Below are 15,125 nucleotides of genomic sequence, written 5' to 3' on the forward strand. Positions count from 1 at the left end.
GACGGCTGAAAAATGGGAAAAATGCAAAAAGCGGTTCCGGTAGGAACCGCTTTTTGCTGCTTTGGGGGAGCGGGCGCGGGGTCAGTCCTCGCCGCCGAACAAATGATGGAGGAATTTTTTCCAACCGGGCGCCGGCGGCGCGGGATTGGCCGACTGCTGGTGCGCTTCGGAAATTGCCTGCTGCATGAGCAGCGCCTGCGCGCACACCGGATCGGGAACGGCCGGCTTTTTGCAGTACGTTCCGTCCGGCTGCAGGACGCGAGCCTTAACGGTGTCATGCTGCATGGCGTATAAGATATCATGCAGGCGCGCGCGGACCTCCTGACTGTCGATCGGGCAGGCGATCTCGACGCGGCGCTCGGTATTGCGCGTCATCAGATCGGCCGAGGAGATATACATTTTTTCATCCGCGCCGCGGCCGAATACAAAGATGCGGGAATGCTCGAGAAAACGGCCGACGATGCTGGTGACCGAAACGTTTTCCGTATGGCCCTTGACGCCGGGCAGCAGGCAGCAGATGCCCCGCACGATCATTTCGACCCGAACGCCTGCGCAGGACGCCTGCCGCAGCTTCTCGATCACATCGATGTCGGTCAGGGAGTTGAACTTGAGCAGGATGTAGCCCTCGCCGCCCTTGGCGATCTGCTCGTCCATCAGCGCGAGGATATGGTCCTTGAAGCTATTGGGCGCGACGAGCAGACGCTCGTATTTCCCCTCCAGATTGCCAAGCGCCATGTTGTTGAAAAACGCGCCCGCGTCCATGCCGATATGCTCGTTGGAGGTGATGAGCGACACGTCGGTATACTGCGCGGCGGTTTTTTCGTTGTAATTGCCTGTACCGACCTGGGTGATATAGCGCAGGCCCGCGCGGTCCTGGCGGGTGATCAGGCAGATTTTGGAGTGGACCTTGTAGTCCTCAAAGCCGTAGATAATCTTGCAGCCGGCCTCCTCCAGCCGTTCGGACCAGTCGATGTTGTTCTGCTCGTCGAAACGGGCGCGCAGCTCGATCAGCACGGTCACATCCTTGCCGTTTTCTGCGGCCGCGCACAGGTATTCAACCAGCTTGGCCTTGCGCGCGAGACGGTAGATCGTGATGCGGATGGAGACAACGTGCGGGTCGCCTGCGGCCTCGCGGATCATCTGCAGGAACGGCTCCATGGTTTCATAAGGATAGGAAAGCAGGATGTCCTTTTTGAGCGCCGCCTTGAGCAGGCTTTGCCCAGCGGGCAGCATGCCCGGCTGCTGTGGCGTGAACGGCGGGTCGGAAAGCGCAGCGCGCTGCTTTTCCGGCAGGTGCTCGCCCAGGCTGAACGCATACGCCATTTTGAGCGGCGCCCGGCGCGACAGAAAAATCTGCGCGTCGGTTACCTCGAAGCGGGTGCGGAAGTATTCCTTGAAGTGGTCGCTGATCGGGCGGTTGAGTTCAACGCGCACCACGGCCATACGGCGGCGCTGGCGCAGGAGCTTTTCCATCCGTTTGCGGAAGTCCCCCTCCTCCGCGCCGAACGTTTCGTCGTCCGGATTGATGTCCGCGTTGCGGGTGACGCAGAACACGGTTTTTTCCAGCACGTCGTACATCTCGAACACATGGTCCGCGTATTCGAGCAGGATATCCTCGACCGGAACGTACTGCCCGGGCTGGCCGGGCAGGAACACCAGCGCGGGCAGCGAGGCGGGTACGGGCAGCAGGCCGAGGCGCTCGTTTTTCTTATGGGCCAACAGAGCGGCGATGTGCAGCACCTTGCCCTCCAGATGCGGGAAAGGGTGGTGCGAATCCACGATCTGCGGCGACAGCACGGGCGCCATCACATTTTTGAAATAGTGCTTGATGTACTTCTGTCCCGCCGCGTCCAGCTCGCTGATGTGCAGACGGCACAGGCTCTCGCCGCGCAGCCGGCGTTCAACGTCGGAAAACGCGGCGTCCCGCCGCTCGTACAGCGGCTCCACCGCCGTGTAAATGCGGCGCAGCTGCTCGCGGGCGGTCATGCCGGATTTGTTGTCAATGTGGTTTTTATCGACTGCCGCCATGTCGTCCAGGCTGCCGACGCGGATCATAAAAAATTCGTCCAGATTGCTGGTGAATATGGAAAGAAACTTCAGCCGTTCGAGCAGGGGGACGCTCTCATCCTCCGCCTCGGCCAGCACGCGTGCGTTGAACTGCAGCCACGACAGCTCGCGGTTTTGTGTATAACCCTGTTCCCAAATCGCCTGTGTCATGCTGTACCCCTCTTTTCCCCACACAGGGCCGCGGCGGAATGCGCACACGGCTTGCATTATAATATCTTACTATTATTATACCGTATTTCCGCGCCCATACAATGCGTATTTTGTAAAAACCGCGTAAAATAATGCGCGTTTTTCGGCAGCGTAAGACTTGCGGAAAGGGAGAGGATTTGATACACTGAAAAAAAGAGAAAGGAAGACGTGGCATGAGAAATATTTGGCACGACATTAACCAGCGCTACATATCGCCGGGGCGCTTTACGGCTGTGATCGAGATTCCGGCCGGCAGCAAGAAAAAGTATGAGTTGGATAAGGAGACCGGTCTGCTGCGGCTCGACCGCATCCTGTATACCTCCACGCATTATCCGGCCAACTACGGCTTTATCCCGCGCACCTATGCAGACGACGGGGATCCGCTCGACGTACTGGTGCTGTGTACGGAATCGCTCGACCCGCTGGTTGAGGTGGAATGCTATCCGATCGGCGTGATCCGCATGATTGACGACGACGAGATCGACGATAAGATCATTGCGATCCCGTATGAGGACCCGACCTGGAATTTTTATCACGATATCGACCAGCTTCCCCCGCACTACGGCAGCGAGATATCGCACTTTTTTGAGGTGTATAAAGGCCTGGAGCATAAGCATACGGCCACGTCGGACGCGCTCAATCGGGAGACCGCGATAGAGGTGATCCAAGCCTGCATGGACCGGTACGAGGTGCATTTCTGCGGCCGCCGGCCGGAAAAAGAGGAGCGCTGACAGCGCGGTGTAAAAAAGAGAGGGAACGCCCGTTCCCTCTCTTTTATTATTACAGCTTGTCAAGCAGCAGCTTGAGCCAGGCGTCGTTCATGGCGGGGGTGTCGCGCAAGGGGAATTCCAGCCCCAGCCGGTCGTATTTTTCCAGGCAGAGTTTGTGGAACGGCAGGAACTCCAGCTTTTCCAGATTGGGGTAGCTTTCCGCCTTTGCCTTGACCAGCCGCAGATGCTCCAGGCTGTCCGTCAGGCCGGGGACGACCACATGCCGGATCCAGAGCGGGACGCCCTTCATGGCGGTGAGCTGCAAAAAGCGTTCCACCTGCGTGAGGTCGGCGCGGCAGTATTGGAGATAGTCCGCCTGGGTGAGGAATTTCAGGTCGCACAGCACCAGATCGGTATGGCGCAACACACGTTCAGCCCCGGCAAGATTGCCGACGCCGGAGGTGTCGAGCGCGGTATGTACGCCCTGCGCCTGAAGCTTTGCGAAAAATTCTTCCACAAACGGTGCCTGCAGCAACGGCTCGCCGCCCGATACCGTCACGCCGCCGGAATCGCCCCAGTAAGCGCGGCAGCGCAACGCCTTTTGAACCAGCGCGTCTGCTTCAACCGTGTCGCCGCCTTCTGCCGCCCAGGTATCCGGATTGTGGCAGTAGACGCAGCGCAGCGGGCAGCCCTGCAGGAATACGACATACCGTATACCCGGCCCGTCTACCGCGCCGAGCGACTGGATGGAGTGGATGCGTCCGGTCATCGTTGCACAACCTTTCTGGTGGGATAGGAACGGATGGCCCCGCCGCAAAAGCGGGGAGTACCGGCGAAAGCCGCTGCGGGAATTCTCTGAATCCAGGCGGAATGAGCTGCCCGTTCGCGGCCGTTATACCGCCTCGTGGAAGGTGCGGGAAATGACCTCGCGCTGCTGCTCGCGGCTGAGCTTGTAGAAATTGACCGCATAGCCGGAAACGCGGATGGTCAGGTTGGGGTACTGCTCCGGATGCTCGTAGGCCGCCAGCAGTGTTTCCCGATGGAGGACGTTCACATTGAGATGGTGGGCCTTCTGCGCAAAGTAGCCGGACAGGATGGAGACCAGGTTGCCGATGCGTGTGTCCTCGGTCTTACCGAGCGCGTCCGGCGTGATTGAAAACGTGTTGGAGATTCCGTCGCGGCAGTATTCATAGCTGAGCTTGGCGACCGAATTGAGCGACGCCAGCGCGCCGGAGGCGTCGCGCCCGCTCATCGGGTTCGCGCCGGGTGCCAGCGGCTCGCCCTTGCGGCGCCCGTCCGGCGTGTTGCCGGTTTTTTTGCCATACATCACGTTGGAGGTGATGGTCAAAATGGACAGCGTATGCACCGCGCCGCGATACAGCGGGAACGCGCAGAGGGCTTCGTAGAATTTGCGCACCTGCTCGCACGCGATCTGGTCGGCCCGATCGTCGTCGTTGCCGAAGCGGGGAAAATCGCCCTCGATCTCAAAATCGACGATGACGCCGTTCTCTGGATGGCGGATCGGGCGCACCTTGGCATAGCGAATCGCCGAGAGGGAGTCCGCCATGCAGCTCATGCCCGCGATGCCGAACGCCATCAGGCGGCGCACCTCGGTGTCGTGCAGCGCCATCTGGCTTTTTTCATAGGCATACTTGTCGTGCATATAGTGGATGGTGTTCATGGCCGAAACATAGGTTTTGGCCAGCCAGGGGCGGTAAAAATCCATCCGCCTCATAACTTCATTATAATCCAGATATTCGCCCTCGTAAACCGGCATTTCCGGACCGACCTGCTCAAATTTATTTTCGTCCCGACCGCCATTGATCGCCAGCAGCATCAGCTTAGCGATATTGGCGCGCGCGCCGAAGAACTGCATGTCCTTGCCCACGCGCATCGCGGAAACACAGCAGGCGATCGCGTAGTCGTCGCCGTAGAAGGGGCGCATCACATCGTCGTTTTCGTACTGCAGCGCGTCCGTATCGATCGACACCTTGGCGGTAAACCGCTTCCAGTTTTCGGGCAGCCGCTCGCTCCACAGCACGGTCAGGTTGGGCTCGGCCGCGGGGTTGAGGTTATACAGCGTGTTCAGCATGCGGTAGCTGTTTTTGGTGACCATATGGCGGCCGTCCTCACCCACGCCGCCGACCGCCTCGGTGATCCACATCGGGTCGCCGCCGAACAGCTCGTTGTATTCCGGCGTGCGCAGGTGGCGTGCCATGCGCAGGTGCAGTACGAAATCGTCCATGATCTCCTGCGCTTGGGCTTCGGTCAGCACGCCTGCGCGCAGGTCGCGCTCGAAGTAGATATCCAGAAAGGTGGAGGTGCGGCCCAGGCTCATCGCCGCGCCGTTCTGCTCCTTGATGCCCGCCAAGTAAGCGAAGTACAGCCACTGAACCGCCTCCCGCGCGTTTTCGGCGGGACGGGCGATATCAAAGCCGTAGGACGCGGCCATTTTGACTATGTCCTTGAGCGCCCTGATCTGGTCGGACAGCTCCTCTGCGCAGCGGATCTCCTGTTCGGTGGTCGGGATCCCGCCCAGCGCGTCCCTGTCCTTCTGCTTTTCCACGATCAGGCGGTCCACGCCGTACAGCGCGGCGCGGCGGTAGTCTCCGATGATGCGCCCGCGGCCGTACGCATCCGGCAGGCCGGTCAGCAGGCCGACGTGCCGCGCCTCGCGCACATCCCGCGTATAGGCGGAGAACACGCCGTCGTTATGCGTTTTGTGATGCCTGAATTCTTCCTCAATCCTGGGGGAGACCTCATAGCCATAGGCCTTGCAGGCGTCGCGCACCATGCGCATCCCGCCGAACGGGTTGCAGGCGCGCTTGAGCGGCTCGTCGGTCTGCAGGCCGACGATGACCTCGTTTTCCCGATCCAGATAGCCCGGGCCGAACGCGTCAATCGTGATAACGGTTTCGGTATCGATATCCAGCACGCCGCCCTTTTCGCGTTCCGCCGCGAGCAGGGCCGCGAATTTTTCGCGCATCCGCACGGTGCGTTCGGTCGCGGGTGCGAGGAAGGCGCCGTCGCCGTCATAGGGGGTGTAGTTTTTCTGAATAAAGTCGCGGACGTTGATCTCTTTCTGCCAATCGCCGCCGGTGAAGTTGTGCCATGCGTTCATTGATCGCTTCTCCTTTTCCTGGTCCGGCTGCCCTTTTCTGCATGCAAAAAAGGGCAGCATCGCTTGTTGCTTGCGACACTGCCCAGACGGTCGGCATTTATTGCGGAACCCCTGCTTCCCGGTGGTTTACGCTCCACCTTGCCCGTCAGTCGCAGGGAATCTGTCATGGCTTTAGGATATCATAGCGGGCAGGGAAAGGCAACTGCCGAAACTGACAAAAATTTTGTGAAAAAAACAGCATAGTCTGCCTGTCCCGTCAAAAAGCGAACAAATGTAAAACTGTGTAAAACCTTGGGTAAGCTCTTCACAAGCGGGGGAAAATGGCGTATGATAAGGATATAAAAACGAATGGGAGGAAGAACTGCCATGAGAATCGGAATGCTGACAAGCGGCGGCGACTGCCAGGGCTTGAACGCCGCGCTGCGCGGCGTGGCGAAGACGCTGTATAACGAATTTGGGGACAAGCTGACCCTGTACGGGATTCGGGACGGCTACCGCGGGCTGATCGAGGGAGATTACCATGAGATGAAGGAATCCGATTTTTCGGATATCCTGACGGTGGGCGGCACCATTCTTGGCACCTCGCGCCAGCCGTTCAAATCCATGCTCAAGGCGGAGGAGAACGAGGAAACCAAGCTCGAGAAAATGCTCAAAACCATTAAGGAGGCCAAATTCGACTGTTTGGTGATTCTGGGCGGCAACGGCACGCACAAGACCGCGAATCTGCTGTCCGAGCATGGCGTTCATGTGGTGACGCTGCCCAAGACGATCGATAATGACCTGTGGGGGACGGAGATGACGTTTGGCTTCCAGTCCGCGGTCGATATCGCGACAACGGTCATCGATTCCATCCATTCGACCGCGTTCTCGCATTCGCGTGTGTTCATTGTGGAGGTCATGGGGCATAAGGCAGGCTGGCTGACGCTGTACGCGGGAATTGCGTCCGGCGCGGATGTAATCATTATTCCGGAAATCCCGTATAGCGCCAAGGCCATCGCCAAGGCCATCCAGAAGCGAGAAAAAAGCGGCAAGCGTTTCTCCATCCTCGCGGTCGCCGAGGGCGCGATCAGCCAGGAGGAGGCGAAAATGAGCAAAAAGGAGTTCAAGGCCGCTCGGGAAGCCATGCCGTACCCCTCGATCTCCTACCGGATCGCGGAGGAATTGAAGGAGCTGACCGGCCAGGAGATCCGTGTGACCATCCCCGGCCATTACCAGCGCGGCGGCGCGCCCTGTCCGGCGGACCGCCTGCTGACCAGCCGCCTGGGCGTGGCGGCGGCCCAGTTAATCCGCGACGGGAAGTTCGGCAACATGGTTGCGGTGCAGGACGATAAGATCGTCCCCGTGCCGTTGTCCGAGGTGGCGGGCAAGCTCAAGACCGTCCCGCCGGACAGCGATATCGTGCAGGCGGCGCGCGATCTGGGGCTGTCCATGGGGGACTGACCCGAAATGGATGAAAAAGCACCGGAGCATAGCTCCGGTGCTTTTTTGCCGAAAACGGATAAAACAAAAGCGTCCGGACATGCTAACAGGGCGGAGCGGCGGAAAATATCCGTTTTTGGACAGAATTCACAGCTTCCGCGAGGTAAAACAGGGCCAATGCTGGAATTTTTCCAGAATGATAAGGATATCCCTGTCTAAACTTGACAAACTATCAAATGAAATATATAATCAAAAATAAGTTAGCTATTGCTAACTAAAAATAAAAAGGAGTTTTGTTTATGTCTTTGATTCATAAGGAAATCAGCGATTTTTCCGTGCAGTCCTATCAGAATAATGCGTTTCATACCGTCACCAAGAAGGATATCCTCGGCAAGTGGAGCGTGTTTTTCTTCTACCCCGCGGACTTCACCTTTGTGTGTCCGACCGAGCTGGAGGACCTGGCCAACAAGTACGCGGAGTTCAAGGCCGTCGGATGCGAGATCTATGCGGTGTCCTGTGACACGCATTTTGTCCACAAGGCATGGCACGACACCTCCGACCGTATCAAGAAGATCGAATACCCGATGCTGGCGGACCCGACGCACGCGCTGGCAAAGGACTTTAAGGTGTATATCAAGAAGGACGGCCTGGCGGAGCGCGGCAGCTTCATCGTCAATCCGGAGGGCCGGATCGTTGCTTACGAGGTAACGGCGGGGAATGTGGGCCGTAACGCAGACGAGCTGTTCCGCCGCGTACAGGCGAGCCAGTTTGTTGCCGAGCATGGCGACGAGGTGTGTCCGGCCAAGTGGCAGCCGGGCGCGGAAACGCTCAAACCCAGCCTGGATCTGGTCGGCCAGTTGTAAGGGCGTCGCGGAAAACAGCGGGGAGAGCATAGGATGAACCAAGATGTTTTGTATGACGCTGTTGTTGTCGGCGGCGGTCCGGCTGGATTGACGGCGGCATTATATCTGGCGCGTGCGCGTTACCGTGTACTGGTTGTGGAGAAAGCACGGTTCGGCGGGCAGATCACGATTACGGCCGAGGTGGTCAACTATCCCGGGGTGGAGCGCGCCAGCGGCGCGGACCTGACCGAAACAATGCGCAGGCAGGCGCAGCGCTTCGGCGCGGAATTCCTGCTGGCCGAGGTCACGGAGCTTAAACTGGACGGGGATATCAAAACGGTCCGCACCAGCCGGGGCGACCTGCGGTGCTTCTGTGTCCTGCTGGCGACCGGCGCGCACCCGCGGATGGTCGGTTTTAAGGGCGAGGAGGCGTTCCGCGGGCATGGCGTGGCGTACTGCGCTACCTGCGACGGCGAGTTTTTCACCGGCAAGGATGTTTTTGTGGTCGGCGGCGGCTTCGCGGCCGCGGAGGAGGGCGTGTTCCTGACCAAGTATGCCAGGCATGTCACCATCCTGATACGGGGCGACGATTTCAAGTGCGCGCCGTCTGCGGCGGCTGCGGCGCGCAGCCACGAGAAGATCACCGTACGGACGCATACCCAGGTGGAGGAGGTGTCGGGCGATACGGCGTTGCGTTACCTACGCTACCGCAACAGCCAGACCGGCGAGGTCACCGAGTACCGTCCGCCCGAGGGGGATACGTTCGGCGTGTTTGTGTTTGCGGGCTACCAGCCGGATACCGCGCTGCTGCAAGGCAAGGCGGAGCTGAACGCACAGGGCTATGTTGTGACCGATGCGTGCCAGCGCACCACGCTTCCCGGGGTGTATGCGGCGGGCGATGTCTGCGTGAAAAGCCTGCGTCAGGTTGTGACCGCGGTCGGTGACGGTGCGCTCGCGGCGACCGAGATAGAGCGCTGCGCGGCCGAGCTGCAGCGAAAAACAGGGCTGATCCCGCAAAAGCCGCAGATGGAGCCGGAATCGCCCGTGCAGGCAACGCAAGCGGCGGAGGACGGCTTGTTCTCAGCCGATATGCTGGCGCAGCTTCATACGGTGTTTGACAAGATGGCGTCCCCGCTGCGGCTGTGTCTGTATCTGGACGACCGTCCGGTTTCGGCGGAACTGAAAGCCTATATGGAGGAACTGGCCGGCCTGACCGATAAGCTGTCGGTCGAAGTGGTACAGTCCGAAGCGGCGGACCAGCCGTTTGTCCGCATCTGCCGCGCGGACGGCGCGCCGACCGGCCTTGCGTTCCATGGCGTGCCGGGCGGGCATGAGTTTACCTCGTTCGTTCTGGGGCTGTACAACGCGGCAGGGCCGGGGCAGGCCATCGAGCCTGCGGTAAAGGCGGCGGTGGAAGCGCTGGACAAGCCGGTCGAGTTGAAGATACTGGTTTCCCTGTCCTGCACGATGTGTCCGGAGTTGGTCACGGCGGCGCAGCGCATTGCGGCGGAAAGTCCGCTGGTTTCCGCGGAGGTATATGACCTGAACCATTTCCCCATGCTGCGGGAGCAATACCATGTAATGAGCGTACCGTGTCTGGTCGTCAATGACGGCAAGGTTTCATTCGGCAAAAAGAACATGGCGCAGGTGATGGACCTAATACGGAACGAACAAAAAGGATAAACAAAGCGCCGGAACGGCTGTAGAGCCGCTTCGGCGCTGTTTTATGCGGCTGGTCTGGATTCAGCAAAGGGAATCCAGCACCGCGTCGAGAAAATGACAGGGTGATAGCTGATGCCTGGTGAACCTGTCCGCCAGGCCGCGGACAAAAATCTCGTCGCAAGAGACATCAGGGATAAAAGCAAGCTGCGGAACGCCCTGTTCCGGCGCGCAGCAGCGCAGGCCGAAGGAGACATACCGTGTTCCGGCCTCCGCGGAAAAGAGCGTTTCTCTAACAGGATAATACTGAAGCTGTGGCATTGAGACCGACCTCCTGAGTAAATGACGTGACATCAATTTCGAGTAGGATGATCAGCCGGAGCATAACAGGCGTACTGGGAAGATGCGTCCCTTTTTCAATATGCTGGTACCAGCGTACCGAGATCGAGGCCGCCTCAGCGACCTGTTGTTGCGTCCAGCCGTGCTGGGTGCGCGCTTTGAAGAGTTCGCGAGAAATTGTAGAATTTAGAGACATGGTTTATTACCTCCTTCTTTAGAGGAAACATAAACCACGAAAAATGAAACAGAAACGAACTTATAGTTCAGGTTGTGGAAAATGACGAAAATTTCCTTTTAATCCAATAATTAGCGGAAAAATAAAGGGAAATAGTGTCGGAAATCCTGAATTAAAGCGCGATATTTGTCGATTGAATTTATATGCGGTTGCAGGAAAAATATACAAATATTTTTAAATTAATACAATTTATGGAAAAAGAAAGGCTTGCGCGGAGGCAAGCCTTTCAGGATGGGTGGAGGATGTTTTTTTATTTTTATATTTTAGTATTCTCGGATGAGAGATGTTGCGGATGGAGATTCAATGTACTTGCCACTGGAATCGGTAACATAAGCGACAATCTCTGTCATATATGTACCATGATCGACCCAATAAGTTTCACTTTCGTTGACACCAACAACTCCAGAACCAGTATGTATCCATGATTTAATCGTCGTCCAAGAATTATTCTCAAACTTTAGAAGATTGATAGTAAGACTAACGTTATAACCTGGACGGACGCTGACAGTTCCGGTGCAGGTTGCTTGCCCAAGGGAAGAAATATTAAGTTTTGCAGACATATTCATTACTTGTTCATACAGTAACTCAACATCGCTATCTTCTTTAGATGACAAATCACCTGCAAAAGCAATATTTGAACTGAACATTAGGCAAAAGATTACCATTAAACATAGAAATTTCTTTTTCATTTTACCCTCCTGATTTATCCTCCAATTATTAAATACAGGAAAGTAAAAAATGCACCTATTTTTTTGAAATTCCCTGAGCAACCTTAATCAGCTCATCTTTACTAATTCCAGATTGCAATAAATAAGTTGATGCAGTAGATGGATCGACCCATACTAAACTATATAACCCGTCTTTCTCACTTAACTCTCCAGTTTGGTTATTGATTTTGACGGCTATAGAGCTTTGGCTCTCTTCTTCTGCATCAGATAAGATAAGCTGCCCATTTTGAGAAATATTAAGAAGAATATACTCTTCTTTGTCATACATATTTATATAGTAAATACGAATAGTATCATCAGATACTTCATAAAGACATTGACTAAAGCCGTTTGGAAGATACTCAAACAGATATTCTTGCTCATCTTCTTCTAGTGAACGATACTCGGTTGAAACGTTACCATGAATATTAAAGAAATTAAAAAATTTCGACCTCGCTCCGGCGTTCGCCAAGGTGGCCAAAAACAGCGCGATCAGCACCGCCGCCACCGGAATGAGCCGCTTTGCAATACGGCGCCGCTTCGGGGGCGCGGACTTTTGGGCAGCCTGCGCCAGCTTGTCCTTCAACTGCTGAATCTGCGCCTCGGTCGGCTGCTTGGGTACGCCGTCCGGCAGGTTTTTCTCTTCTTCAAGCAGTTCTTCCCCATACTGCTCCATATATTTTTGCATCATCAGACGCAGATAAGCCTCCTCCAGATGGTTCTGGAGTTCTGCTTCCTTGTCGGTCCCTTTATATTCAAAAGAGTCGTTACGCATCTTCGAGCTCCTTTTCCAGTTCCTTTTTCAAAGCCCGGCGCGCTCTGGTCAGAGCGCTTCTGATAGACGCCGGCTTGAGCCCGACCAGATCCGCAATCGCGGCGTCGGGCAGGTCCTCAAAGTATTTATCGAGCAGCAGCTCGCGGTCTCGGTCGCTCAAGCGCTCCAACGCGCGCCGGAACGCTTCGGCGGTTGCCTTTTTATCAAACAGCAGCGCAGGATCGATCGACCGGTCCGCCAGACCGGTTTCGATTTCATCCGTTACCTTGTAGCGGCTTCGGTTGGAGTATACCCGCCGCGCACGGTTGAGAAGTGACTTGGTTATGTAAGCGATCTGCTTTGCTTCGGGAAGCGTTTTCAGCAGTTCAGTTTTGGAAAGCATTGCTACAAAGGTATCCTGAATGATATCGTTGGCATCGTCAATGCCGGAAAACGAATTGAGTTTGCTCACCCATAGACCGTAGTGATCCGCATAAAGATGGATGAGCAAGGCTTGTGATGCGGGGTCATTTTCTTCGGTTTTGGCGAAAAGAAAAGATATCATGTCAGCATACTCATTTCTGTGGGATGATAGGGCAGTTAGAAGCCGGCACGGATGGGGGGCTGGGCAGTTTTTCCGAGGTAAGCTCCTGTATGCGCTGGGCAAAATTTAAAATCAGTTTGATATCGCTGTCGTTGAGTCCTTTTAATGTATTAACTGTTTCATGGAACAGCAGGGTGGCCGCCGGATCGGTGTCAAAAAACTGAGCGGGTGTGATACCGAAATAGTCGCATATATTGAGCAGCTGCTTGACCGAAGGCTGCGATTTACCCGAAGTGATCCCCTGAATATAGCTTTTGCTTAAGCCTAACTCCAAAGAGAGCTGGTATTCGGATATATCCTTCTCAAGCCGAAGCTGCGTAATGCGCTGGCCGATAAAATGAGAGTACATGGAGAATCACCTCTTGCATTGATGATACAACATAGATTCCCCAAAGACTCTGATAATAGAAGTCGTTTTATGGAAATAGTCCAATTATAAGCGGTAATTTAATGGTGTGACTTGTAAAAAAACGGATTTTATACAAATTTAAGTGGTAGCATTGGAAATATGAGGAATTTCCTCTAGGATGACAAAAAAGAAAATGAAGAAATTGTATAAAATAGTATTATTCTGGTAAATTAAGTGAATAATTCATGCTTTTTCGTCCAATTATATCATATTTTTAATAGGTAATCAATAAATGCAATTACACATCCGGCATGCACGGGACAATACGGCAAAACGCGGCCGGCGCAAAAGAAAAACAGACTGCGGCGGTGGCATCGACATAGGCAAGGCGGTTGCTGCGGTGGCGACCAACGGCCGCTCGAGCTGGGATTACGCGGCGCTGGAAACCAGGCCGTATGAGGAGGTCACTATTCCGCCGCTTCTCCCGATTGCGGTGCCGACAACTATTCGGGCGGCCACCCGAAAGTGTCCAGACGGTAAAAATAACCACAGGCGCCCGCAGCAAAACGCTGCGGGCGCCTGTGGTTTGTCCAGACGGAGGGATACCCCGTCTGGACGGAGAAGAAAGAGAAGTGAAGAAGTGTATCGTAAAAGAGAAAGCGCACAGTCAGACGGGAGAAAGCGGGAGCTTTTCCCCGAAGCGCTGCTCATATTCCGCGGCGAGCTGTTCGCGGAAGCTGGGATGTGCGATGGTGATCAGACGGCGGGCGCGTTCCCGCAGCGTCTGGCCGCGAAGCTGCGCCACGCCGTATTCCGTCACGATATAGTTGACATCGCACCGGCTGGTCGTGACCGGCGCGCCGGTCGTCAGCGTGGGTACGATTTTGGAGGCTGAACCGTCGTTGGTTGTGGAATGCAGGGCGATGATCGACCGTCCGCCTCTGGAAAGGTTCGCGCCACGCACAAAGTCCATCTGTCCGCCGATGCCCGAGATCTGCCGCAGGCCGATGGCCTCGGCGCAGACCTGTCCCTGCAGGTCTACCTCCACGCAGGAGTTGATCGAAACCACGTTGTCGTTTTGTGAAATAACCGCGGGATCATTGCAAATATCCACCGGAAGCATCCGTATAAGCGGGTTGTTATCCACATAATCATACAGCCGGCGCGTCCCCATCAGGAATGTCACCGTGATCTTGCCGGTATCGCGCTGCTTGCGTCTGCCGGTGATCACGCCGCTTTCCAGCAGCGGCAGGATGCCGTCCGAGATCATTTCGCTGTGTAGGCCGAGGTCGTGCTTTTCCCCCAGAAAAGAGCAGACAGCGTCGGGCAGCGCGCCGATGCCAAGCTGCAGGCAGTCCCCGTCCTGCACCAGGCCGGCGATATATTTGCCGATCTGCCGGTCGGCGTCGCTGATTTTCGCCGGCCTGGATTCGGGAAGCGGCTCCCAAGAGCACAGGAAACCATCGATTTCGGACACATGCACAAAGGTTTCGCCATAGGTGCGCGGCATGTTCGGGTTGACCTCTGCGATCACGGTTTTGGCGGATTTGACCGTCTGCGCGCCATAATCGCAGGACAGACCGAGGCTGACATAGCCCCGTTCATCCGGCGGGGAACAGGTAAACGCGAACACATCGACAGGCAGCGTGCCGTCGCGGAACAGACGCGGCACATCGGAAAAGAACACAGGGGTATAATCCGCGCGGTGCTCCGCGATCGGCTTGCGTGCCAGCCCGCCGACAAACAGTGCGTTGTGGCGGAAATGCGGCTCCATGCCGGGCTGCAGGTACTCGCCCGAGCCGAGATAAACCATATGCGCGACCTCAACCTGGTGGAACTGTTCCGCCAAGCGCGCCATTGTCCGCTGGAAAATGATCGGTTCGCCGACCGCGTGGCCGAACACCACCCGATCGCCATCCTTGATGACCGAAACTGCCTGCTCCGGCGTCATCGTATGCTCCTTATAATAGGTTCTCCAATCCATTGATCTTTCCGCCTTTCCAATGCCTGCGATTACTTGATACGGGCAATCTTCTTGGCGAGTTCTTTTTTCATTTCGAGGTTGGACTGTCGTGCGATCATGATGCGCTGGGCCTGCGGGGAGCCTGCGCCGTGCATGGACTCGGGCAG

Annotated in this window: 16 protein-coding genes and 1 riboswitch; of the genes, 5 read left to right on the forward strand and 11 right to left on the reverse strand. The window is 56.2% G+C overall.

The window, feature by feature from the left end:
• Window positions 1-81: 81 nt before the first annotated feature.
• A complete protein-coding gene (gene ppk1, locus H8S45_RS11440; RefSeq protein WP_159068123.1) occupies window positions 82-2,217 on the reverse strand; it encodes a polyphosphate kinase 1 in 2,136 nt (711 codons plus the stop codon).
• A 212-nt stretch (window positions 2,218-2,429) separates the two neighbouring features.
• Between ppk1 and H8S45_RS11445 the strand changes: the two genes are divergently transcribed.
• Window positions 2,430-2,987 (forward strand): inorganic diphosphatase, encoded by a 558-nt coding sequence (locus H8S45_RS11445; protein WP_054328163.1) that lies wholly within the window; start codon window positions 2,430-2,432, stop codon window positions 2,985-2,987.
• 49 nt (window positions 2,988-3,036) lie between these two features.
• Here the strand turns inward: H8S45_RS11445 and pflA are convergent, their stop codons facing one another.
• Both pflA and pflB read right to left on the reverse strand, forming a co-directional pair.
• Entirely contained in the window at window positions 3,037-3,735 is a 699-nt protein-coding gene (pflA, locus tag H8S45_RS11450) for a pyruvate formate-lyase-activating protein (protein ID WP_054328164.1), read from the reverse strand.
• Window positions 3,736-3,858: 123 nt separating this feature from the next.
• Window positions 3,859-6,087, reverse strand: coding sequence for a formate C-acetyltransferase (pflB, locus tag H8S45_RS11455; RefSeq protein WP_107631262.1), 2,229 nt, complete (start codon window positions 6,085-6,087; stop codon window positions 3,859-3,861).
• Between the two features lie 73 nt (window positions 6,088-6,160).
• Window positions 6,161-6,250: riboswitch (ZMP/ZTP riboswitch) on the reverse strand.
• Window positions 6,251-6,453: 203 nt separating this feature from the next.
• Here pflB and H8S45_RS11460 point away from each other — a divergent pair.
• The 4 genes from H8S45_RS11460 (at window position 6,454) to H8S45_RS11475 (ending at window position 10,031) form a co-directional block, all read left to right on the forward strand.
• Window positions 6,454-7,527 (forward strand): 6-phosphofructokinase, encoded by a 1,074-nt coding sequence (locus tag H8S45_RS11460; RefSeq protein ID WP_054328165.1) that lies wholly within the window; start codon window positions 6,454-6,456, stop codon window positions 7,525-7,527.
• A 6-nt stretch (window positions 7,528-7,533) separates the two neighbouring features.
• On the forward strand, window positions 7,534-7,725 hold the full coding sequence (locus H8S45_RS11465; protein WP_186950109.1) for a hypothetical protein: 192 nt from the start codon (window positions 7,534-7,536) through the stop codon (window positions 7,723-7,725).
• A gap of 80 nt (window positions 7,726-7,805) precedes the next feature.
• The gene (gene ahpC, locus H8S45_RS11470) at window positions 7,806-8,369 is read left to right on the forward strand and encodes an alkyl hydroperoxide reductase subunit C (protein WP_054328166.1); all 564 of its coding nucleotides are present in this window, start codon (window positions 7,806-7,808) and stop codon (window positions 8,367-8,369) included.
• A 33-nt stretch (window positions 8,370-8,402) separates the two neighbouring features.
• Entirely contained in the window at window positions 8,403-10,031 is a 1,629-nt protein-coding gene (locus tag H8S45_RS11475) for an FAD-dependent oxidoreductase (protein WP_054328167.1), read from the forward strand.
• A 60-nt stretch (window positions 10,032-10,091) separates the two neighbouring features.
• Here H8S45_RS11475 and H8S45_RS11480 read toward each other — a convergent pair whose 3' ends face one another.
• The 8 genes from H8S45_RS11480 to H8S45_RS16600 form a co-directional block, all read right to left on the reverse strand.
• Window positions 10,092-10,328: a DUF6514 family protein gene (locus H8S45_RS11480; RefSeq protein WP_054328168.1), complete on the reverse strand. Its 237-nt coding sequence runs from the start codon at window positions 10,326-10,328 to the stop codon at window positions 10,092-10,094.
• The gene (locus H8S45_RS16880) at window positions 10,300-10,542 is read right to left on the reverse strand and encodes a helix-turn-helix transcriptional regulator (RefSeq protein ID WP_082397365.1); all 243 of its coding nucleotides are present in this window, start codon (window positions 10,540-10,542) and stop codon (window positions 10,300-10,302) included. The genes H8S45_RS11480 and H8S45_RS16880 overlap by 29 nt, the downstream gene beginning before the upstream one ends.
• Before the next feature lie 302 nt (window positions 10,543-10,844).
• A complete protein-coding gene (locus tag H8S45_RS11490) occupies window positions 10,845-11,270 on the reverse strand; it encodes a hypothetical protein (RefSeq protein WP_147574274.1) in 426 nt (141 codons plus the stop codon).
• A gap of 55 nt (window positions 11,271-11,325) precedes the next feature.
• Window positions 11,326-12,063, reverse strand: coding sequence for a DUF4367 domain-containing protein (locus H8S45_RS11495; RefSeq protein WP_186950111.1), 738 nt, complete (start codon window positions 12,061-12,063; stop codon window positions 11,326-11,328).
• Window positions 12,056-12,607 (reverse strand): RNA polymerase sigma factor, encoded by a 552-nt coding sequence (locus tag H8S45_RS11500; RefSeq protein WP_054328170.1) that lies wholly within the window; start codon window positions 12,605-12,607, stop codon window positions 12,056-12,058. The genes H8S45_RS11495 and H8S45_RS11500 overlap by 8 nt, the downstream gene beginning before the upstream one ends.
• 10 nt (window positions 12,608-12,617) lie before the next feature.
• Window positions 12,618-12,995 carry a helix-turn-helix domain-containing protein gene (locus tag H8S45_RS11505; RefSeq protein WP_054328171.1) on the reverse strand — a complete coding sequence of 126 codons (378 nt, stop codon included), beginning with the start codon at window positions 12,993-12,995 and terminating at the stop codon, window positions 12,618-12,620.
• Window positions 12,996-13,662: 667 nt separating this feature from the next.
• Entirely contained in the window at window positions 13,663-14,979 is a 1,317-nt protein-coding gene (locus H8S45_RS11510) for an acetyl-CoA hydrolase/transferase family protein (protein WP_054328597.1), read from the reverse strand.
• Window positions 14,980-15,008: 29 nt separating this feature from the next.
• Window positions 15,009-15,125 (reverse strand): 4-hydroxyphenylacetate 3-hydroxylase C-terminal domain-containing protein (locus tag H8S45_RS16600; protein WP_186950113.1); only part of this gene is annotated, 117 nt, incomplete at its 5' end.

Source organism: Agathobaculum faecis, from assembly GCF_014287995.1.
GTDB lineage: Bacteria > Bacillota > Clostridia > Oscillospirales > Butyricicoccaceae > Agathobaculum > Agathobaculum ammoniilyticum.